The sequence below is a fragment of the Tropicimonas sp. S265A genome (assembly GCF_049800835.1).
Lineage (GTDB): Bacteria > Pseudomonadota > Alphaproteobacteria > Rhodobacterales > Rhodobacteraceae > Dinoroseobacter.
On record NZ_JBNAFU010000001.1, the window covers coordinates 567267 to 586641 of the forward strand.

Sequence of the window (19375 nt, forward strand, 5' to 3'; positions counted from 1 at the left end):
TGACATGGCTGAACCACGCACCGCGAAGCTGACATTTGACGGCAAGGAGATCGAATTGCCGATCCTGTCACCAACGGCGGGACCAGATGTCCTGGACATCCGCAAGCTGTACGCCCAGGGCGACGTTTTCACCTACGATCCGGGCTTCACCTCCACCGCCGCGTGCGACAGCACGATCACCTTCATCGACGGCGGCAAGGGCGAACTTCTGCACCGCGGCTATCCCATTGATCAACTTGCGGAAAAGTCGCATTACCTTGAGGTCTGCTACCTGCTTTTGTACGGCGAGTTGCCGAGTGCAGCAGCGCTTGAGAAGTTCGAGACCACGATCACCCAGCACACGATGCTGCACGAGCAGATGGGCAATTTCTTCCGCGGGTTCCGGCGCGATGCACATCCGATGGCAGTCATGGTCGGCGTGGTCGGCGCGATGTCGGCGTTCTACCATGACAGCACCGACATCAACGACCCGCGCCAGCGCGAGATCGCATCACACCGGTTGATCGCCAAGATGCCGACCATCGCGGCCTGGGCCTATAAATACACGATCGGTCAGCCCTTCGTTTACCCGCGCAACGATCTTGATTACGCGTCGAACTTCCTGCGGATGTGCTTTGCCGTTCCGGCGGAGGAATACCACGTGGACCCGGTTCTGGCCCGCGCGATGGACCGGATTTTCACCCTGCATGCGGATCACGAGCAGAACGCCTCGACCTCAACCGTGCGTCTGGCCTCGTCTTCGGGCGCCAACCCGTTTGCGTGTATCGCCGCCGGCATCGCCTGCCTCTGGGGACCGGCGCATGGTGGCGCGAACCAGGCGTGCCTCGAGATGCTCAAGGAAATCGGCTCGCCGGACCGTATTCCGGAGTTCATCGCCCGCGCGAAGGACAAGGATGACCCGTTCCGCCTGATGGGCTTTGGCCACCGGGTCTACAAGAACTTCGACCCCCGCGCGACGGTGATGAAACAATCCGCGGACGAGGTGCTGGACCTGCTGGGGGTGGAGAACAACCCGATCCTTGCCACCGCGAAGGAGCTGGAGCAGGCGGCGCTGGCCGATCCGTATTTCTCGGAGAAGAAGCTCTTCCCGAACGTGGATTTCTACTCCGGCATCATTCTGGAGGCGATGGGCTTCCCGACCTCCATGTTCACGCCGATCTTTGCGCTCTCGCGGACAGTCGGCTGGATCAGCCAGTGGAAAGAGCAACTGGAAGACCCGCAGATGAAGATCGGGCGTCCGCGCCAGCTTTATCTGGGCGATACCGCGCGCGATTACACCGAGATCGAAAGCCGCTGATAAGCGGTACGACCTTCACTGGGACAGTGATCGGAAAAGGCCGCCCTCGGGCGGTCTTTTGCGTTTTGCGGGGCGTTGTGCGCGCGCGTTTGTGGCTGGCCCCGGATGCGGGTACAGTGCCGACATGACGAAATACCTTGCACTCTTCCTGACGATCCTTGCCGCCGCAGGCAGCCCTGTGCTGGCCAAGGGTCCGAACCATTGTCCTCCCGGGCTCGCCAAGAAATCCCCGGCCTGCATCCCCCCCGGTCAGGTCGGCAAGGGGACGGTGTTGCGGCCCGGCACGTACGACCTGCTGGACCGCCCGTGGCGTTTTGGGCTGGAGCGCGGGAAGTCCTATGCGCGGTTCGGTGATATCATTGTCGAGATCAACAAGGACACGCGCGAGGTGCTGGATCTGATCGGCGCCGTCGACGCGATCCTGAACTGAGCCTGATCGCCGCGGCCATCTTGACCGACCACTATTCTGCTGCGACGCGGCGGGCGGCCAGCATGGGTTTGAGGTACCGACCGGTATGGCTTTCGGCGACTTCGGCGACCTGTTCCGGTGTGCCCGTGGCCACGACCTGCCCGCCGCCATCGCCGCCTTCGGGGCCGATATCGATAATCCAGTCAGCGGTCTTGATGACATCGAGGTTGTGTTCGATCACGACAACGGTGTTGCCCTGCTCCACCAACTCGTGCAGCACCTCCAGCAATTTTCGAACATCTTCGAAGTGCAAACCGGTGGTCGGCTCATCGAGAATATACAATGTCCGACCTGTGGAGCGTTTTGCGAGTTCCTTGGAGAGTTTGACGCGCTGCGCTTCCCCGCCCGACAGCGTGGTCGCCTGCTGGCCCACCTTGATATAGCCGAGACCCACGCGCATGAGCGCATCCATCTTCTCGCGGATGCTGGGCACAGCCTTGAAGAACTCCTGCGCGTCCTCGACGGTCATGTCGAGCACATCGGCGATGGACTTGCCCTTGAACTTGATCTCCAGCGTTTCGCGGTTGTAGCGCGCGCCTTTGCAGGTCTCACACTCCACATAGACATCGGGCAGGAAGTGCATCTCGATCTTGATGACCCCGTCGCCCTGACAGGCCTCGCACCGCCCGCCTTTAACATTGAAACTGAACCGCCCAGGCTTGTAGCCCCGCGCTTTGGCTTCCGGCAGACCGGCGAACCAGTCGCGGATCGGGGTGAACGCGCCGGTATAGGTGGCCGGGTTTGAGCGCGGCGTGCGCCCGATCGGGCGCTGGTCGATATCGATGACCTTGTCCAGATGCTCCAACCCCTTGATGCTCTCGCAGGGCGCCGGGGTCTGACGCGCGCCGTTGAGACGCATGGAGGCGGTCTTGAACAGCGTCTCAATCGTCAGGGTCGACTTGCCTCCGCCGGACACGCCACTGACGCAGACAAACTTGCCGAGCGGGAAATCAACCGTGACGTTTTGCAGGTTGTTGCCGGTGGCCTTCTTGACCGTGACCTTCTTCTTGTTGCCCTTGCGACGCTCGGCGGGCACGGCAATCTCGCGCCGTCCGGCCAGATAGTCGCCCGTGACCGAGGTTGGCGTCGCCATGATCTGATCGGGCGTGCCGTGCGCCACGACCTGACCGCCATGCACACCTGCCCCCGGGCCGATGTCGAAGACGTAATCCGCCTCACGAATGGCTTCTTCGTCATGCTCGACCACGATGACGGTATTGCCCTGATCGCGCAGGTTCTTCAGCGTGATCAGCAGCCGGTCATTGTCCCGCTGGTGCAGACCGATGGAGGGTTCATCCAGCACATAGAGAACGCCCGTCAGACCCGATCCGATCTGGCTGGCCAGCCGAATGCGCTGGCTTTCGCCGCCCGAAAGGGTGCCTGCCGCGCGCGACAGTGACAGGTATTCGAGCCCGACATTGTTCAGGAACCCGAGGCGTTCGCGGATCTCCTTCAGGATCGCGCGGGCGATCTCGTTCTTCTGGGGCGTCAGGGCGTCCGGCACGGTCTCGCACCAGGCATAGGCCTCACGGATCGACATCTGCACGACCTGCCCGACATGCAGCAGGGTGTCGGGTTTGCCGATCTTGACCGCCAAAGCCTCCTCACGCAGGCGGTAACCGCCGCAGGTCCCGCAGGAGCGGTTGTTCTGGTACCGCTCGAACTCTTCACGAATCCACGCGCTGTCGGTCTCGCGGTAGCGGCGCTCCATGTTCGGGATCACACCCTCAAATGCCCGGCTGACTTGATAGACGCGGCCACCTTCATCGTAGCGGAACGAGATTTCCTCGTCGCCCGAGCCGCGCAGGAAGACCTGCTGCACCTTTTCGGGCAGCTTTTTCCAAGGGGTCTTCGGGTCGAACGCGTAATGCTTGGCGATGGCCTGAATGGTTTGCAGGAAATAGGGCGACTTGCCCTTGCGCCACGGGGCGAGCGCGCCGTCCTCCAGCGTCAGCGACTGGTCCGGCACGACGAGGCGTTCGTCGAAGAAAAGCTCCACCCCCAACCCGTCACAGGATGGGCACGCACCGAAGGGCGCGTTGAATGAAAAAAGGCGCGGCTCGATCTCGGGGATGGTGAAGCCGCTGACCGGGCAGGCAAAATTCTCGGAAAACGTGACGCGTTCGGGGTCCCCCTCTTTCGGGGCGGTCTCAAGGATCGCGATCCCGTCGGCCAGATCGAGCGCGGTGCGGAAACTGTCAGCCAGCCGGGTCTCCAGCCCCTCTTTCACCACGAGGCGGTCGACCACCACATCGATATCGTGGCGGAACTTCTTGTCGAGTGTGGGCGGCGTGTCGAGGTCGTAAAACTCGCCATTGACCTTCACGCGCTGGAAGCCCTGCTTGCGCAGTTCCAGAAACTCCTTGCGGTATTCGCCCTTGCGGTCGCGCACGATGGGGGCGAGCAGGTAGGCGCGCGTCCCCTCCTCCATCGCCATGACGCGGTCGACCATGTCCTGCACTTGCTGGGCTTCGATCGGCTGCCCGGTGGCCGGGCTGTACGGGGTGCCGACGCGCGCGAACAGAAGGCGCAGGTAGTCGTAAATCTCGGTTACAGTCCCGACAGTGGAGCGCGGGTTCTTGGAGGTCGTCTTCTGCTCGATGGAGATCGCCGGGCTCAGACCGCTGATATGATCCACATCGGGCTTTTCCATCATGTCGAGGAACTGCCGCGCATAAGCGCTGAGGCTTTCGACATAGCGGCGCTGGCCCTCGGCATAGATCGTATCGAAGGCGAGCGAGGACTTGCCCGAGCCCGACAGGCCGGTGATCACAACCAGTTCGTCGCGCGGAATATCCACGTCGATGGACTTCAGATTGTGCTCGCGCGCGCCGCGCACTTCGATTTTCTTCAGCTCAGGCATGGGACCCCCGGTAACGGCTCGTTTACAGATAGGCGGTCGCAGCCGAGTCTCCAATCGAAAAGTGAGAACAGAGCGGGAACGCGCTAGCAGGTCCTGCGCGACCGCAGGAGGTGCAATCCCGCATGCGTTGCAAAGCCCATCACCAGTACGGCAGCGAGGGTGATCAACATCGACGTGTAACCCATTGTGGTCGCGACAAAGAACAGAACGGGCGTACCAAGCGTGTTGCCGATATTGCCGGTCTGCGCCATGCCACCATTCGACAGCGCGCGGTCCGCGCCGGTTGCGTTCAGAAAGGGCACCGCGGCAAACCCCGCGCCCTGCGCAAGCCCAAGGGCGGCGGCAAGCGCAAGGCACAAGGCCGGGTGCCCCTGCCACATGCCGAGACACAGCGCCAGAACCGCCGCGCTTAGAAAGCTGAGCTGCACAACGTAAACCGGCGATACCCGCCGCATCAGCCACACCCCCAGCGTCATCGAGGCGACGATGCTGATCAGCGGCATCGCACCCAGAACCAGAGCGCGGGATCCGGGGTCGAGATAGGGCGGCAACAGCGTCAGCAGGCTGACATAGCTGAACGTATAGAACAGCCAGCCTGCCGCGGGCGCGCCGATCCGGGGCGAACTGTAGATTTGCGCATGACGACCAAGGATGGCGCGCAGCTTCGGCACGTGCACATCCCCCCCGGTTTCCCGCGGAAGAACGCGCGCCAGCACCACGGCAAAGCCGGCCATGAATGCCCCGTGCGCTGCAAACAGCACGGGCACCCCATACCGGTCCACGAGGGGCAACCCGCCCCACACCAGCACCGTGAAGGCCACGCCGAAAAATGTGCCCCAGAGCGACAGGGTGACGCCCTGATCCTGCGGGCGGCTTATCCCGGCGATCAGGGTCGGCGCGGCAACGACAATCGCCAGATGGGACAGCCCCTCCACCACGCGGCTGGCCAGAAACAATGGCAGAGCAGGTGTTGCGGCCTGCACAAAAGACATGGCCGCCCCCAGCCACAGGCCCCAGATCATGGCGCGGCGCAGCGTGACCCGGGCGACAACGACCCCGGCGGTCACGCCCAGCACGATGCCCACGCCGCCGACAAGTGACACGGCCCACCCAAGAAGCGCCCCGACCTCGGGGTAAAGTGCCCCGAGCCGGTTGAACACCACGCTGACCTTGCCATACTGCGCTGCCGCGCCCAGCCCGGCGAGCCAGAGCAATCCCACGAGTCTCCAGTCGGTGCGGACGGGGCCAACAATCATGCCCAGCACCTACCGCAGGCCGGGGCAAAACCCCAGCGCCTCTTTTGTGCAGAAATACCTCCGGCGGAGCCAACCTGAGCGCGCCCAGCGCGCGAGGCAAGACCCTTGCGGCCCCGCGGGGCCGCTCTGCTGTCTCAAGCCACAAGTACGAGGGTTAGAAGTGAATGGCGCGTCCGTAGGCGTCGAGCACGCTTTCGTGCATCATCTCGCTGAGCGTCGGATGCGGGAAGACGGTTGCCATGAGGTCTTCTTCGGTGGTCTCCAACTGCCGTCCGACCACGTAGCCCTGGATCAGTTCGGTCACTTCCGCGCCAACCATATGCGCGCCCAGCAACTCGCCTGTGCCCGCGTCGAACACCGTCTTGACCATACCCTCCGGCTCGCCGAGAGCAATGGCCTTGCCGTTTCCAATGAAAGGGAAGCGGCCGACCTTGACCTCGAACCCCTGCTCCTTCGCCTGCGCCTCGGTAAAGCCGACGCTCGCCACTTGAGGGTGGCAATAGGTGCAGCCGGCAATTGCCTCGGGCTTGACCGGGTGAACGTTGTTCTTGCCCGCGACCAGTTCGGCGACCATGACGCCCTCGTGGCTGGCCTTGTGCGCAAGCCAAGGGGCCCCCGCCAGATCACCGATCGCGTAGATGCCTTCGACCCCGGTACGGCAATAAGCGTCCGTCGCAACGTGCGTTTTCTCCACGCGCACGCCGAGCTTTTCCAAACCGAGCCCTTCGGTGTTGCCGACAATGCCCACGGCGGAGATGACCGTGTCGAACTCTTCCGTCGTGGTTTTGCCCGCCTGTTCGATATGCGCGGTGACCTTGCCCTTGCCGCGATCGAGCTGCTTAACCATCGCCTTCTCGCGGATGGTCATGCCCTGCTTCTCAAACTGCTTTTTCGCAAAGCCGCTGATCTCGGCATCCTCGACCGGCAGGATGCGGTCCATGACTTCCACCACGGTCGTGTCCGCGCCGAGCGTATTGTAGAAACTGGCAAACTCGATCCCGATGGCACCTGATCCGATCACGAGGAGTTTTTTCGGCATCCTTGGGGGGACAAGCGCGTGCTTGTAGGTCCAGACCAGATCGCCGTCGGCCTCCAGCCCCGGCAATTCGCGGGCGCGGGCCCCGGTGGCGAGGATGATATTCGGGGCGCGCAGCTCCTCCCTGCCTTTGTCGGTTTTGACTGAGACCACGCCTTTGGCGGGTACGGTCGCCTCCCCCATCAAAGCGGTGATCTTGTTCTTCTTCAACAGATGTCCGACGCCGCCATTGAGCTGCTTCGCGACGGCGCGGGAGCGGGCGACAACGGCGTCGAGGTCATAGCCGATCCCGTCCGCGCTCAGGCCAAATTCCTTGGCGCGGTGCATGAGGTGGAACACTTCGGAAGACCGCAGCATGGCTTTCGTCGGAATACACCCCCAGTTGAGGCATATACCGCCCATGTGCTCACGCTCGACAATGGCGACCGACAGGCCAAGCTGTGCGGCCCGGATTGCGGCCACATAGCCACCCGGCCCCGCACCGATCACCACAAGGTCAAAGGATTTCGCCGCCATATCCGCCTCCCGCAGAGTGCCCGAAGAGATTGGTTTAACCCTAAACCAACCGACTCATGCGGGCAAGGCGCTCTCCTCCTGAAGCCGCCGTACAACTGCGCCATAACCGCCTTCGGACAGGAACCCGGACTCGTCCGGGTCGCTGGGTCGGCCCAAGGCCGCGTTGCGGAACGGAAACCTGCCGAACCGGCGAATGACGTCGCGATGGGCGCGCGCATGAAGCAGCGTCGTGCCGTCGCTTTGCGGCATCCGGTCCATGATCAGGCGCACGGCACGGTTCTGGTCGGTCGGGATTTCGGAGTGTTCCAGCGGAAGGTAGTAGAACTGTCGCTGCGGTTCCGGCACACGCATGTCGAACCCACGCGCGATGCCAAGCTTGGCTGCCTGCAAGGCCATCGGATCGGTCTTGAACGCGCGCGCCGACCCGCGAAACATGTTTCGCGGAAACTGATCGGTCAGGATCAGGTAGGCCAGCGTGCCCTGGGGGCACCAGCACCAGTCCCGCAATCCGCCGGTCGCGGCGGCCTCCCAAGCGGCACCGAAGCGGTCGCGAATGGCCTGGTCCAGCGCATCCTCCTGCGCATACCACCTGTCTTGCCCCACCTCGGTCAGCCAGAACGCGAGCACATCGTCAAATACTGTCATGGATCACCTCCCCCCAGACTAGGTGGGGCGTGCAGGTTATGGGTCAATAGGTCGGGTTCAGGAGGCGGCGGCGGCCTCCTCGTCCGCCTCGTAGGCTGCCTCCTGTGCGTAGACCATGGCGACAGGCGACGCTGCGGGCGAGACGGCGGTGAAGCTGCCGGTTTCCTCGGTGGCAATGGACGGGCGGCGCGACATTCGCCACACGGCGTAGCCTGACAGCCCCAGCATCAGCACAAAGATGTAAACGAAGAAGCCGGACGCACCGACCCAGTCCATCAATGCCGCGGTGACGAATGGTCCGCTGACCGCGCCCACCCCGTTGACGAACACCATGCGTCCGGCGGCGGAAGCCATATCCTCATACGCGAGATAATCGTTCGTATAGGCAACCAGAAGCGCATAGAGCGGGTTGGCCATACCGCCCAGCAGAAAGGCAGTCGCAAGCAGGCCGGGATAGCCCCCGACGCCGATCCCCGCCAGCGCGGCCGCAAAGCAGCCCACACAGGCGACGCACAGGATAAGCACGCGGCGGTCCATCCGGTCGGAAATCCAGCCGATGGGGAACTGCAACAGCATTCCGCCCAGATAGATCGCGGCCACGAAAGTGGAGATCTGCGCCGCCGTCATGCCGGCCGTGGTGCCAAAGACCGAGGCCATGCCAAAGAGCGCGGAGAAGACACCGCCCATCAGGAACAGCCCCACGATCCCGAGGGGGGAAGCGCGAAACACCTCCCAAAGGGAAATCGGGCGGCTCGATTCGAATACCGGCGCAGGGGTCACGGACAACAGGATCGGCGCGAAAGAGATCGAAACGAGGATGGAGGGCAGGATGAACAGCACGAAACCGCTTGCATCCCCGCGCGCCACAAACCCCTGTGCGACGACAAATCCGGCCATCATCACCACCCCGTAGATGGACATGGCCGTGCCGCGCGTTTCGTTCGGCGTGGCATTATTGAGCCAGGATTCGGCGGTCACGAACACGCCGGCAAAGCAGAACCCGACGACAAGCCGCAGGACCACCCACGCATAAGGCTCTGTAAAAACGGGAAAGAGGATCATCGCAGCCGAGATCAGCGACCCAAGTGCAGCAAACACGCGGACGTGCCCGACGCGGCGGATCAACTCAGGCGTAACGCGCGATCCGCCCAGAAACCCGGCGAAGTAGGCAGCCATGACGAACGCCATCGCCTGGGTCGAGAACCCTTCGATCGCCCCGCGCACACCAAGCAGCGTCGCCATGATCCCGTTGCCGATCATCAACAGCAGAATGCCCAGCAACAAAACGCCGGAGGTTCGAAATACGATCAGCATGGGACGGACTCCGCGCGGGACGATGGAACGGGGATGTCAGACATGCGCGGCAAGGTCCAAGTCGGAAGCGACGCACCGGTGACGATTTTTGGCATTGCCATGCGGACTATCGCGGGAAAGTGGCGCGGTTGACGGGGCTCGAACCCGCGACCCCCGGCGTGACAGGCCGGTACTCTAACCAACTGAGCTACAACCGCGCGTGGGGGGCGGGATAGGACAGTTGCGCAGACCCGTCAATGGCAAAACGCGCGAAGTCCCCGAAACCCGGTTTTATGCGTTTCACATCCCCACAAGAGCCAACTGAGAACATCCTGGTTCGGATCGGAACCGCGGGCACGGGGCGCCGCAGCAGGCATTCGGGCTTTGGGGAAGTGGCGCGGTTGACGGGGCTCGAACCCGCGACCCCCGGCGTGACAGGCCGGTACTCTAACCAACTGAGCTACAACCGCGCGTGGCGTGGTGATTACGCCAAGCCTGCTGCGCGGTCAAGCGCGCACGGTCTGGCAAGGGAAGGTTTCGCGCCGCGCCGTGCCATCATGTGCCGGGCCGGGTCACTCCGGGCTGTCGGGGTCCGGCCGGGCAAGGGCCACCGCCCCGCTCAGGGTCACATCGCGGCGCGGAAACGGCACCTCGACCGCATGGGTCTGGAACTTGTCCCAGATGCGCAGCAGCACGTCGCTGGTCACATTGGCCACGCCGTTCTCGGGATCGTTGATCCAGAAGCGCAGTTCAAGGTCGATGGCGCTGTCTCCGAACCCGCGCATCAGGCATCTCGGCGCGGGGTCCTTCAGGACGCGGGGCACCTCTGCGGCGGCCTCCACGCATAGCTGCCGCGCCAGCGGGATGTCCGCAGAATAGGCCACTCCGACCGGGACCCGGCGGCGGATCGGTTTTGACGTATGCGACCAGTTGGTCAGCGGGTTGGCCATCAGGATCTCGTTCGGGATCAGGGTCTCTGTCCCGTCGCGCGTCATCACCGCGACATAGCGCGTGGTCATTTTTCGTACCTGCCCGTAGGTCGGTCCGCTCAGGGTTTCGACCTCGATCACATCGCCGGGGCGCACGGATTCGTCGGCCAGCAGCGAATAGCTGGCAATCAGGTTTTCGATTGTGCGCCGCAACGCCAGACCGACGCCGACGCCAATGGCGCCCGAGAAAATCGCGAACGCCGTCAAGTCGATCCCAACGGCCGAAATGGCAACGATGACAGCGATGAACAGCAGAACCAGGCGCAGCAGACGGATCAGCAGCAGCCGCAGGGCCGAGCTCATCTTGCCGGCCCGCGCCAGCCGCCGTTCGACCGTGCCGGTGATAGCGTTGGCCGCCCAGATCAGGATCGCGGCGAGGATCAGCGCCTTGACGATGCTCCAGGCGCTGATTTCGACCGCGCCGACCGTTAGCGCCGTGGCCTGCAACCATTCAATCACGACATCCAGCAGCCCGACGGCGTTGAGCGCGGCAACAACCCAGGCAGACCACGAAAAAACCCGGCTCCAATAGGCCGACGGGATGAAGATCGACACCGTGTTGATGACGATGAACGCAAACAGCAGGCTGGAGACGAGCCGCAGGAACGGGATCGGCATCCCGAAGCTTTCGAACCCTGTGCGTGTCAGGCTCAGAAAGATCACCCAGACAACGGGCAGCGAGATGGACGCGATCGTGCGCAGCAGCCGTTCGATCCGCAGGCCGTAGGGTTTTTCCGCGCCGAGCCCTTCGAGCAGGCGTTTGAACCGCCGGTGCAGCCCCCATGCCAGAACGAGGGTGATGGCGATGGCCGCGAGCTGATAGGCGGAGGCAAATGTCAGCAGGTTGGCATCGAGCCACTGAAAGGCGCCTTGCAGCCAGGCGGCAATCGCGGCGGCGACGTCTTCGACCTCCTGCTCGATGATTGTCTGGTCGGTTTCGTCCATATCCCAAGCTCCCCGGGGCGTCACGGCGCCCGCGCCTGCGCGGCGCGGTTCCCCAGTTTCGGACCTGCGCGCGCGATAGTCCACCTGTTTGCCCCCCTGCGTGGGGTGGCGGGTGGGCGCGCTGCGGATCGGCGGGACCAAAGCCATCCCTGCAAGAGACCCGGTGGCGGGCCGTTGCGCAAAATACTGCTGGTGCTGCGGCAAAGCCGCGCGCGGCACCTCCCTGGGCCCCGGCGTGTGGTACGCTCTGACGGCTGACTAACGGCTCATTTCCCCAAATACCCCTTTAAACGACACGTTTCTTGAAACGGCCCGTTGCGGGCCTTGCCTGAGCAAAGGACTTGATTGATGCGATTTGTACCCTGTGCGGCACTTGCCGCAACACTGGCGGCTGCGTATTCGCCCGCCTCCGCCACGACCCTGTCCCTCGACTTTCTGCAATCCGTGGCAAACGGCACCCATGTGGCCGCGCCCCTGCCGCCGACCGTGGCGGATGTCGTGACGCCGCTGGCCCGGGTGGCCACGCCGGATTACGGCGGCACGAATGATGACCCGGCGGGGGCGAACCGCCCCAGTCCGCGCGCGCTTTCCAACGCATTGAGCGTGCCGATGAACGTGCAGCCCGACCCCATCCCAATGTCCAATCTCGCGGTGGCGTTTTCGCAACTGATGGCCAGCCACGAAATCGCCCGTTCCCCGGCCGGGGGACCCGACCTGAACATCGAGGTGGCCCCGGACGATCCGGTGGCGACCTCCATCGGCGGGGTGCCGGTGATGCGCCAGACCCGGTCCCTGTTCGTGGGAGGGGGCGCGCAAGGGCCACGCGAACAGCTAAACGACGTGTCGCAAGAGTTTGACGGCAGCACGATCTACGGCAGCGACGCGGCCACGCAGGACCTGCTGCGCCGCAACGATGGCAGCGGCAAGCTGTTGCTGGATGCCGATGGCGGGCTGCCGATCATCGGCGGGCGGCGCAAGAGCGGAGATGTGCGCGCCGATGAAAACCTGGTTCTGCAAAAGCTGCACGAGGTGTTCAACAAGGACCACAACCGCATCGCGGAGGAGATCGCGGCGGGGTGCAGCGCGAACGGGCTGTCGTGCTCGGGCGACGAAATCTTCTACAGCGCGAAACAGATCGTCACCGCGCGCCAGAACACGATTTACTATGACGAGTTCCTGCCGATCTTCCTTGGCACCGATGACCTGATGTCTCTGGTCCCCGACCAGTCGCTGCTGCAAGGCGGGCCGCGGGTGTTGAACGAGTTTACCACAGCTGCGGGCCGGATCGGCCACACGCAGGTGCCCGCGACGATCACCGCGGCCCTGCCGGGCGAAACACCACGCAGCGAGAAGATCGAGGATTGTATCTTCTCGGAAGCCTGTCTGGCGGGCGAGACACTGGGCGCGCTTTTGTTCGGGGCCGCGACGCTGGAGGCCAGCCCGATCGATACGGTGGTGACGGATGGGCTGCGCAATGGCCTGGCATTCGGTTTCGGGTCGCCGCTGCTCATCGACCTGTTCGCGACCAACATCAACCGCGGGCGGGATCACGGGCTGGCCGATTACATGGAAGTGCGCGCCGCCCTGGGATTTGCCGACGCTCCGATAGAGACGCTGCTGAGCCAGGAGATACTGGACCTGTATGGCAACGAGGACATCGATCTGCTGGTGGGGCTGTTCGCGGAAGCCAAGAACGGAGGGTATCTGGGCGAAACCGGCAAGGCGCTCTGGGCCTTGCAGATGGAACTTCTGCGCCCCGACACGCCGGACTGGATGGGGCACTGGACAAGCGGTCTGACCATGGCGCGGCTGATAGCCGACAACACCGAGGTCATGGAAGGCGATTTCGCCGTCTCGGCCTTTCTGGCCCCGGTTGCGCCGGTGCCCCTGCCCGCGCCGCTCGCCATGCTGGGCGTCGGGGTTCTGGGTCTGGCGGCCATGCGGCGCCGCGCGCGGAGTTGATGCACCCACGCTGATCCTGACGCATAAACGGTCCTCCGCCAGCACTGGCGGGGGCCCTTTGCACGCTCGGGACAGGGGCGCGTGCTGCATCCCGGTGGCGCTGTCCTGCGCGGCGGGTTAGTGTGCGCCCAAGCTGCGCACAGGGGCGCGCGCCACGAAGAAAGACGTACCCGGTGACCAACACGCTTCCGACGGTTTATCTGCATATCGGCCACAGCAAGACGGGCACATCCGCCATCCAGAACCTGTTCACGCTGAACCGGGACACCTTGCAGACGATGGGGATTTGCTATCCCGATCACCGGGATGTACGCGAGGCCGAAGCGGGCAAGATCTCTTCCGGGAATATCCTCTGGCGGTCCGGTGATGTGACCGCACTCGCAGAAGAAATCCTCGACAACCTGAAGCGCAACCCCGGGTATGCGCGATACGTCTTCTCCAGCGAATACATGTTCTTGCCGTTTCTGGACGTGCTGCCCTTGCTGCTGAACGCACGCCATGAATATCGCTTGGCAATCCTCCTGGCGGTAAGAGAACCGATGGAAATGCTGGCCTCCTACTACTCGCAAGTCGTGAAGCGGCACGGCTTCTTTGGGGAGATCGAAGAAATAGTTGACCACCAGACCTTCCTTCTGCACGCATCGAATGTTCTACAGGCGTGCACGTCCGAGGCTGTTGCTGTCCATGTGTTCAACTACTCGATGCTGCGCAGCAAGATCACCGAATGTATCTTCGAGGCAATTGGGGTCGATTGGTCAGAGCTTTCCGAGTTCGGCGGGAATGAAAATCGCATTGTGAACCGCTCCCTGACACACGAGGAAACCAAGCTCATCAAGGCCCTGAACAAGGGATTGGGGGCCGACATCGGATCTTTGTGTTCGGATGCACTGGTTGAGCGTCACCCTGACATTCCCGCCGAGGCCGAACCGATCCCCCCCAAGATCGCAGCCGCTTTCGCGGCCAGGAACATGGACGCGGCAAACCTGATCAACGCGTTTCTGCCGGCTGGCCATGAACTCAGACCTGACCGGGCCGCCACCGGGCACGACGCGACGTTCGCACCGCTGTCATCCTGCCAGCTGGAAACTGTGTGCGAGGTTCTCAAGCCTTTCGTGACGCGCGTTGATGTCGAAAAGCTGTTGGAAGACAGACGAAGACTGCAGGAGGACCTGCAGCAAGCGCGCGAAGAGATCAATCTTCTGAGCGGCGACTTGAAGCACGCGCGCAAGTATCCCTGGAAATATGTGCGGCAAGCAGCGGCGATGCGGCTGCGAACGCCCGACTAGTCCCCTAGGGGTCCGGCGTGTATTCGAGCAGGTCGCCGGGCTGACAGTCCAGTGCCGTGCAAATCGCATTGAGGGTGCTGAAGCGGACGCCGCGGGCCTTGCCGGAGCGCAGGACGGACAGGTTCTGTTCCGAGATACCGATCATGGCGGCCAGCTCGCGCGAGGTCATCTTGCGCTGCGCAAGCGCCACGTCGAGGCGCACGATGATCGCCATCTCAGATCACTTCCCGGTGGTCTTGCCACAGGGCGGCGCCCAGCACGAAGGCGTGCGCCGTGAAAGTCGCCAGGAGCGCGGCGATGATCGTCGAAATCTCCGCCGACCCGACGGAGATCGCGAGCGCGCGCTGGCCGTCGGGGAAGTGCCAAGTGGCCACCACGGACCCGAGGGCATGGGCAAGCACGCCCCAGATCAGCATGATCCACAGCAGCCGCGCCGCAATGCGAGCGGCGCGCGTGGCCGCGACCAGATCGGGCGTCCCCAGAGCAGCAAAGATCTGCCGCCCCTGCCAGACGACAGCCGCCCAGATGCCGATCTGCACCAGCACAAGCGCCGCCAGCCCATGGGACTGCCAGTCGCGCAGCTCCGCCATGCCATAGCCGATATTGCCTGCGAGCATCTGCCCGAGGGCCGGGGTGTCCACGATCATCCAGACCGCGACCACGCCTCCTGAGAGGAGCACGACACCAAAAATCACGCGCAAGGCGCGCTCCAAGAGCGCGGCGGAGCGCAGGAAGGGCTGCGTTTCGACGGACATCAACCTGATCCTCTATTGATTCATGTTAAACATTAATATCTACATGTATAAGAACAACCTCAAGGGGGTCAATCATCATGATGTTGAAGTCTTATGCCGTTGCCCTCGCGGCCAGCGTGATCGCGGCGGGATGCGGCAGCGTGGCGCCCACGGGCATGCTGGCAGCGGCGCGCCTTGATCCGCTGACGACGCCGCCCGGCAAAATCTCGGTTGCGGTGCGTGTACCGACGCAGGTTCGGCTGGCGGAGGGCGATGCGGGCCTCTATCTGGCCTTTGCACCAGATGACCCCCAACAAGCCGCGCCGATTGCAACGACCGTGCCGCTGCGTGTCCTTGCGGACACTTCTGGCCCGCGCGCCGCGACTTCGGAAGACGTTGTTTACGTGTTCGGGTTCAGCCCGGACGCCGCGGCTGAGATTGCAGCAACGCAAGCAGAGATCACCGCCCTGCGGGAGGGCGGTGTCATGGGCACAGGCACGCTGAGCGTTGCGATCACCGGCGGATGCCTGACCGCGCCGCTGCCGGAGGGGGCGCTGCCGGTTGCAACATGGCTGCGCACCGATCCGGCCAATGGGTTCGTGCCGCTGACGCGCAGCACGGACATGCGGGACATGCTGACCGGCACCCGGTTGCCGCCGTGCTGATCGCGATGTTTACCGGTCCGGCAGCGGAATGAACTCCGCATCATCACCGGGCGGCAGGTGGAAGCGGCCATGTTCCCAGTCGCCTGCGCGCCAGGCCTCTTTCGCCTCCTCTATCCGCTCCTTCGACGAGGCGACGAAGTTCCACCAGATGTAGCGCGAGCCTTCCAGCGTTTCACCGCCGAGCAGCATGAGCCGCGCGCCCTGCCCGCCTGCCGTCACGGAGATACGGTCGCCGGGGCGAAAGACCATCATGCGGCCTGCCTCGAACGTGTCGCCCGCCACGGTGATGCTGCCTTCGACCACGTAAATCCCGCGATCCTCGTGATCGTCCGGCAGGGGCAGTTTCGCACCGGGTTGCAACACCGCATCCGCATAGAACATCTCGGACGCGGTCTTGACCGGCGCGCGTTCGCCGTAAGCCGAGCCGAGGATCAGGCGGACCTCTTTCCCCTCCCCCTCCATCATGGGCAGGGCGTCGGCGGGGGCGTGTTCGAACTCCGGCGCGCGGTCTTCGTGGTCCTTGGGCAGCGCGACCCATGTCTGGATGCCGAAGAACGGCATCGGCTCGGTCTGGGTTTCATCATCAGTGCGTTCGGAATGGGTGATGCCATGCCCGGCCACCATCCAGTTCACCGCCCCCGGTTCAATCCAGGCATCCGTGCCGAGGCTGTCGCGGTGGTGCATCCGGCCGCGGTAAAGATAGCTGATCGTCGCGAGCCCGATATGGGGGTGCGGACGCACATCAAGGCCCTTGGTCGGCAGGAACTCTGCCGGGCCCATCTGGTCGAAGAAGATGAAGGGTCCGACCATCTGCCGCTTGGGTGCGGGCAAGGCGCGGCGCACCTCAAGCGCGCCGAGATCGCGGGCGCGCGGGATGATCAGCGTTTCGATCGCATCTACGGCATCGCCGGTTGGGCAATCGGGGTCGAGGGTGGGATTCCAGCTCATTGGGACATCTCCGAAAGGTTCAGGTTGCCCCCAACCTACGATGTCCGGCGCGCAGATAAAGACCGGTGATTACGCAGACTTCGTGCGTGGTTGCACAAAAGCTTGGAGGTTTTCGCCCTCGGCAACCTCGGGTTCGGGGACGCCGATCTGCTCGCGCAGCCCCTTCAGCGCGCTGCGCAGCTTGGTGGGCAGGGGTTTGTTCTGCGCCTCCAGCGTCATTTCCAGCAGCACGGCCGCGCGGTCGAGCGCGAGCGGGGCGGCGATGCCCTGGGGCAGTTCGTTGAGCGCCATGCAGAAGAGCACGAAGTAGGTTTCCGCAAGGCCGGCGGGATCGGGTGTACCGCCCGGGTGGGAGACGGCTATCGATGTGGGTTTCATGAGTGGACCTGAGAACGAAAAAACAAACAAGGCCTGCTAATTATTGCGCTGGCGTCATTCTGTCTGTCCCGTGGTCACGCCACGTTGCGCCCGTCAAGCGAGATGAGACCCGCCCCCACGCCGCGGATCGCCGCCGTGGTGCGGTCCGAGACGTCCAGCTTGCCATAGATGCGGCGAACCAGCGTGTCGACCGTGTGCGGGGACACCCCCAGGATATCGGCAATGACGCTGTTGGATTTGCCGCGCGCGATCCAGGACAAAACCTCGCGTTCGCGCTGGGTCAGGGCCTTCTGATCGCGCAACGGAACCAGTTCGCAATAGCGCAGATGGGCGAATTGCGCGGCGAATTGCAACTCATGCACCTGCCAGGAACTCAGCGCGGTCGCCTCTGGCGTGAAGCCGAGGCCCACATAGCCGTTGCGCATGCTGGGGCCGAACACCTGCAACGCCAGCCCGTCGCCAAGGTTCTGCTTGGCCAACCGGTTCAGAAAGGCCTGCTCGGGCTTTGTGATCTTCGCAAGGCTGGCGACTTCGGACCATTTGAAGGGGCGCGTCGCGCGCGCGGCGAGATCGGGGATCGGATCGACGAGGTAGAGCTGCTCGCCGATATATTCGCGTACCCAGTCCTGCGGAAAGCCGCGCGACAACACCTCGGTCGTGACCTCGCCCGCGCCGCCGATGCCCTGCATGTGATGGTAGCTGACCCGGTCAATGCCGAATGTGTGGACATACGGAAGCACCACGTCCCACATCGCCACGGGCGTTGGGGCCTTACTGATCCCGGAAATATAGGACTCGAGCGCTGACAAATGCGGACCCCGGTTGGAACATCGCCGAAATAGGGACGACAGGTTGACCCGATTAGGCCCTCAGAGTGCCGTTGCGTCAACCTAAAGGATATCGTATCGCCGCGATCGCAACCGGTTGAGCAGTCACAGGACGAGCATTTGAAGAGTATTCACAAAGGCTTCCGGCGCGCGGCGATGGCGGGTGCGGCCTGCCTGATCGCGCTGGAACTGACCTTGCGGTTTGCCGTCGGGCTGGGCGATCCGGTGCTGGCGCGACTGGATGAAACGGTGGAGTATCTGCCCCTGCCCGGCGACTATAGGCGTTTTGGCAACCGGACGCGGATCAACGCGCAGGGGCTGCGCGCGCCGGATCTGGCCGCCACTGGCCCGGCGGCGCGGCTGCTCGTACTGGGCGACAGCGTGATCTACGGAAACCACTTCATCGACCAGTCGGACATCGTGACGGCGCATCTGACCGCGCGGGATGCCTGCGATCTGCCGGTTCTGCCGATTGCCGCATCGAGTTGGGGACCGGTCAATCAGGCGGCTTATCTGGCCGCGCAGGGCACGTTCGGCGCGCGCGCAGCGCTGATTGTCTTATCGGCCCATGACCTGTTCGATATCCCGACGCGGTCGGGACGCGTGGCGCCCTACAGGCTGCGCCCGAGCCTGACAGCCACGGGCGACGCGCTGCGCGCCGTGCGCGAACGGCACCCACCCCCTGCCCCGGCGGATTTCCCGAATGCAGAAACCCGCGCCGAGATGACGCTGGACGCGCTGGACCGGATGCTGGGGCAGATGCGTGGCGACGGCATGAGGGTCGCGCTTGTCTATCATCCGACCCTGCCGGAATGGGATGCGGGCGCGCGCCCGGCAGCAGGTCATTTCGCCGCGTGGGCAGCGGATCGGCGCGTGCCGTTCGTTTCTCTTCTGGACACCATGGCGCGCCCCGGCCCCGGTGCGTACCGAGACGCAATCCACCCCGCGCCAGACGGGGCAAGGGCAGTGGCGGATGCCTTGTGGGATATCGCGGAGCCACTCTTGCCGGTTTGCGAGATCGCTTCGGAAAAGCGTGGTGGGTGATGAGAGACTCGAACTCCCGACATCTTCGGTGTAAACGAAGCGCTCTACCAACTGAGCTAATCACCCGCTGCCCGCCTCCTAGCGCAGCTTGGCCGGCGGGTGCAAGCGTGGTTTTTCGCATAGCCCATTGGAAACCGCAAAAATGGTGACCCGGGCCATGTCGGCGCGCCCGCCGCAACTTGCCGCACCACTGGCCCTGTGCAGGCCGAAGACTGCATATCC

The 19375-nt window shown here is 63.8% G+C and carries 17 protein-coding genes and 3 tRNA genes; 6 read left to right on the forward strand and 14 right to left on the reverse strand.

From position 1 onward, the window contains the following. Positions 1-4 precede the first annotated feature (4 nt). Positions 5-1297, forward strand: a complete 1293-nt coding sequence (gene gltA, locus ACP15N_RS02810) for a citrate synthase (RefSeq protein ID WP_425090694.1) — start codon at positions 5-7, stop codon at positions 1295-1297. A 124-nt stretch (positions 1298-1421) separates the two neighbouring features. Continuing rightward, the gene (locus tag ACP15N_RS02815) at positions 1422-1727 is read left to right on the forward strand and encodes an excinuclease ABC subunit A (RefSeq protein ID WP_425090695.1); all 306 of its coding nucleotides are present in this window, start codon (positions 1422-1424) and stop codon (positions 1725-1727) included. Between the two features lie 31 nt (positions 1728-1758). Here the strand turns inward: ACP15N_RS02815 and uvrA are convergent, their stop codons facing one another. From uvrA to ACP15N_RS02855, 8 genes are all read right to left on the reverse strand, one after another. Then, complete coding sequence (gene uvrA, locus ACP15N_RS02820; protein WP_425090696.1) at positions 1759-4629, reverse strand: excinuclease ABC subunit UvrA; 2871 nt, start codon at positions 4627-4629, stop codon at positions 1759-1761. Positions 4630-4712: 83 nt separating this feature from the next. Continuing rightward, on the reverse strand, positions 4713-5885 hold the full coding sequence (locus ACP15N_RS02825; protein ID WP_425090697.1) for an MFS transporter: 1173 nt from the start codon (positions 5883-5885) through the stop codon (positions 4713-4715). Positions 5886-6039: 154 nt separating this feature from the next. Continuing rightward, on the reverse strand, positions 6040-7437 hold the full coding sequence (gene lpdA, locus ACP15N_RS02830; RefSeq protein WP_425090698.1) for a dihydrolipoyl dehydrogenase: 1398 nt from the start codon (positions 7435-7437) through the stop codon (positions 6040-6042). A 54-nt stretch (positions 7438-7491) separates the two neighbouring features. Beyond that, complete coding sequence (locus ACP15N_RS02835; protein ID WP_425090699.1) at positions 7492-8082, reverse strand: DUF924 family protein; 591 nt, start codon at positions 8080-8082, stop codon at positions 7492-7494. Positions 8083-8139: 57 nt separating this feature from the next. After that, positions 8140-9396 (reverse strand): MFS transporter, encoded by a 1257-nt coding sequence (locus ACP15N_RS02840; RefSeq protein ID WP_425090700.1) that lies wholly within the window; start codon positions 9394-9396, stop codon positions 8140-8142. A 120-nt stretch (positions 9397-9516) separates the two neighbouring features. After that, positions 9517-9593 (reverse strand) — tRNA-Asp (locus ACP15N_RS02845). A 175-nt stretch (positions 9594-9768) separates the two neighbouring features. After that, a tRNA-Asp gene (locus ACP15N_RS02850) sits at positions 9769-9845 on the reverse strand. Between the two features lie 102 nt (positions 9846-9947). Then, on the reverse strand, positions 9948-11456 hold the full coding sequence (locus tag ACP15N_RS02855; protein WP_425090701.1) for a mechanosensitive ion channel family protein: 1509 nt from the start codon (positions 11454-11456) through the stop codon (positions 9948-9950). Between the two features lie 201 nt (positions 11457-11657). Here ACP15N_RS02855 and ACP15N_RS02860 point away from each other — a divergent pair, with 201 nt between their 5' ends. After that, entirely contained in the window at positions 11658-13271 is a 1614-nt protein-coding gene (locus tag ACP15N_RS02860; RefSeq protein ID WP_425090702.1) for a peroxidase family protein, read from the forward strand. Between the two features lie 173 nt (positions 13272-13444). Continuing rightward, positions 13445-14557: a hypothetical protein gene (locus tag ACP15N_RS02865; RefSeq protein ID WP_425090703.1), complete on the forward strand. Its 1113-nt coding sequence runs from the start codon at positions 13445-13447 to the stop codon at positions 14555-14557. 4 nt (positions 14558-14561) lie between these two features. On the opposite strand, the gene ACP15N_RS02870 is transcribed toward ACP15N_RS02865, so the two are convergent. Both ACP15N_RS02870 and ACP15N_RS02875 read right to left on the reverse strand, forming a co-directional pair. Further along, positions 14562-14771, reverse strand: a complete 210-nt coding sequence (locus ACP15N_RS02870; protein ID WP_425090704.1) for a helix-turn-helix domain-containing protein — start codon at positions 14769-14771, stop codon at positions 14562-14564. A gap of 1 nt (position 14772) precedes the next feature. Then, positions 14773-15312, reverse strand: coding sequence for a hypothetical protein (locus ACP15N_RS02875; RefSeq protein ID WP_425090705.1), 540 nt, complete (start codon positions 15310-15312; stop codon positions 14773-14775). 77 nt (positions 15313-15389) lie between these two features. On the opposite strand from ACP15N_RS02875, the gene ACP15N_RS02880 reads away from it, so the two are divergent. Continuing rightward, on the forward strand, positions 15390-15956 hold the full coding sequence (locus ACP15N_RS02880; RefSeq protein WP_425090706.1) for a hypothetical protein: 567 nt from the start codon (positions 15390-15392) through the stop codon (positions 15954-15956). A gap of 9 nt (positions 15957-15965) precedes the next feature. On the opposite strand, the gene ACP15N_RS02885 is transcribed toward ACP15N_RS02880, so the two are convergent. The 3 genes from ACP15N_RS02885 to ACP15N_RS02895 form a co-directional block, all read right to left on the reverse strand. After that, positions 15966-16904 carry a pirin family protein gene (locus ACP15N_RS02885; protein ID WP_425090707.1) on the reverse strand — a complete coding sequence of 313 codons (939 nt, stop codon included), beginning with the start codon at positions 16902-16904 and terminating at the stop codon, positions 15966-15968. Between the two features lie 69 nt (positions 16905-16973). Further along, a complete protein-coding gene (locus ACP15N_RS02890) occupies positions 16974-17282 on the reverse strand; it encodes a hypothetical protein (protein ID WP_425090708.1) in 309 nt (102 codons plus the stop codon). Between the two features lie 74 nt (positions 17283-17356). Then, a complete protein-coding gene (locus tag ACP15N_RS02895; protein WP_425090709.1) occupies positions 17357-18091 on the reverse strand; it encodes a helix-turn-helix transcriptional regulator in 735 nt (244 codons plus the stop codon). Positions 18092-18229: 138 nt separating this feature from the next. On the opposite strand from ACP15N_RS02895, the gene ACP15N_RS02900 reads away from it, so the two are divergent. Continuing rightward, positions 18230-19153, forward strand: coding sequence for a hypothetical protein (locus ACP15N_RS02900; protein WP_425090710.1), 924 nt, complete (start codon positions 18230-18232; stop codon positions 19151-19153). On the opposite strand, the gene ACP15N_RS02905 is transcribed toward ACP15N_RS02900, so the two are convergent. Continuing rightward, positions 19144-19219, reverse strand: a tRNA-Val gene (locus ACP15N_RS02905). The genes ACP15N_RS02900 and ACP15N_RS02905 overlap by 10 nt on opposite strands. Between the last annotated feature and the right edge of the window lie 156 nt (positions 19220-19375).

Coding starts and splice junctions, on each gene's coding strand:
- gltA (WP_425090694.1), top strand. CDS start 5: ATGGCTGAACCACGCACCGCGAAGCTGACATTTGACGGCAAGGAGATC.
- ACP15N_RS02815 (WP_425090695.1), top strand. CDS start 1,422: ATGACGAAATACCTTGCACTCTTCCTGACGATCCTTGCCGCCGCAGGC.
- uvrA (WP_425090696.1), bottom strand. CDS start 4,629: ATGCCTGAGCTGAAGAAAATCGAAGTGCGCGGCGCGCGCGAGCACAAT.
- ACP15N_RS02825 (WP_425090697.1), bottom strand. CDS start 5,885: ATGATTGTTGGCCCCGTCCGCACCGACTGGAGACTCGTGGGATTGCTC.
- lpdA (WP_425090698.1), bottom strand. CDS start 7,437: ATGGCGGCGAAATCCTTTGACCTTGTGGTGATCGGTGCGGGGCCGGGT.
- ACP15N_RS02835 (WP_425090699.1), bottom strand. CDS start 8,082: ATGACAGTATTTGACGATGTGCTCGCGTTCTGGCTGACCGAGGTGGGG.
- ACP15N_RS02840 (WP_425090700.1), bottom strand. CDS start 9,396: ATGCTGATCGTATTTCGAACCTCCGGCGTTTTGTTGCTGGGCATTCTG.
- ACP15N_RS02855 (WP_425090701.1), bottom strand. CDS start 11,456: ATGGCTTTGGTCCCGCCGATCCGCAGCGCGCCCACCCGCCACCCCACG.
- ACP15N_RS02860 (WP_425090702.1), top strand. CDS start 11,658: ATGCGATTTGTACCCTGTGCGGCACTTGCCGCAACACTGGCGGCTGCG.
- ACP15N_RS02870 (WP_425090704.1), bottom strand. CDS start 14,771: ATGGCGATCATCGTGCGCCTCGACGTGGCGCTTGCGCAGCGCAAGATG.
- ACP15N_RS02875 (WP_425090705.1), bottom strand. CDS start 15,312: ATGTCCGTCGAAACGCAGCCCTTCCTGCGCTCCGCCGCGCTCTTGGAG.
- ACP15N_RS02880 (WP_425090706.1), top strand. CDS start 15,390: ATGATGTTGAAGTCTTATGCCGTTGCCCTCGCGGCCAGCGTGATCGCG.
- ACP15N_RS02885 (WP_425090707.1), bottom strand. CDS start 16,904: ATGAGCTGGAATCCCACCCTCGACCCCGATTGCCCAACCGGCGATGCC.
- ACP15N_RS02890 (WP_425090708.1), bottom strand. CDS start 17,282: ATGAAACCCACATCGATAGCCGTCTCCCACCCGGGCGGTACACCCGAT.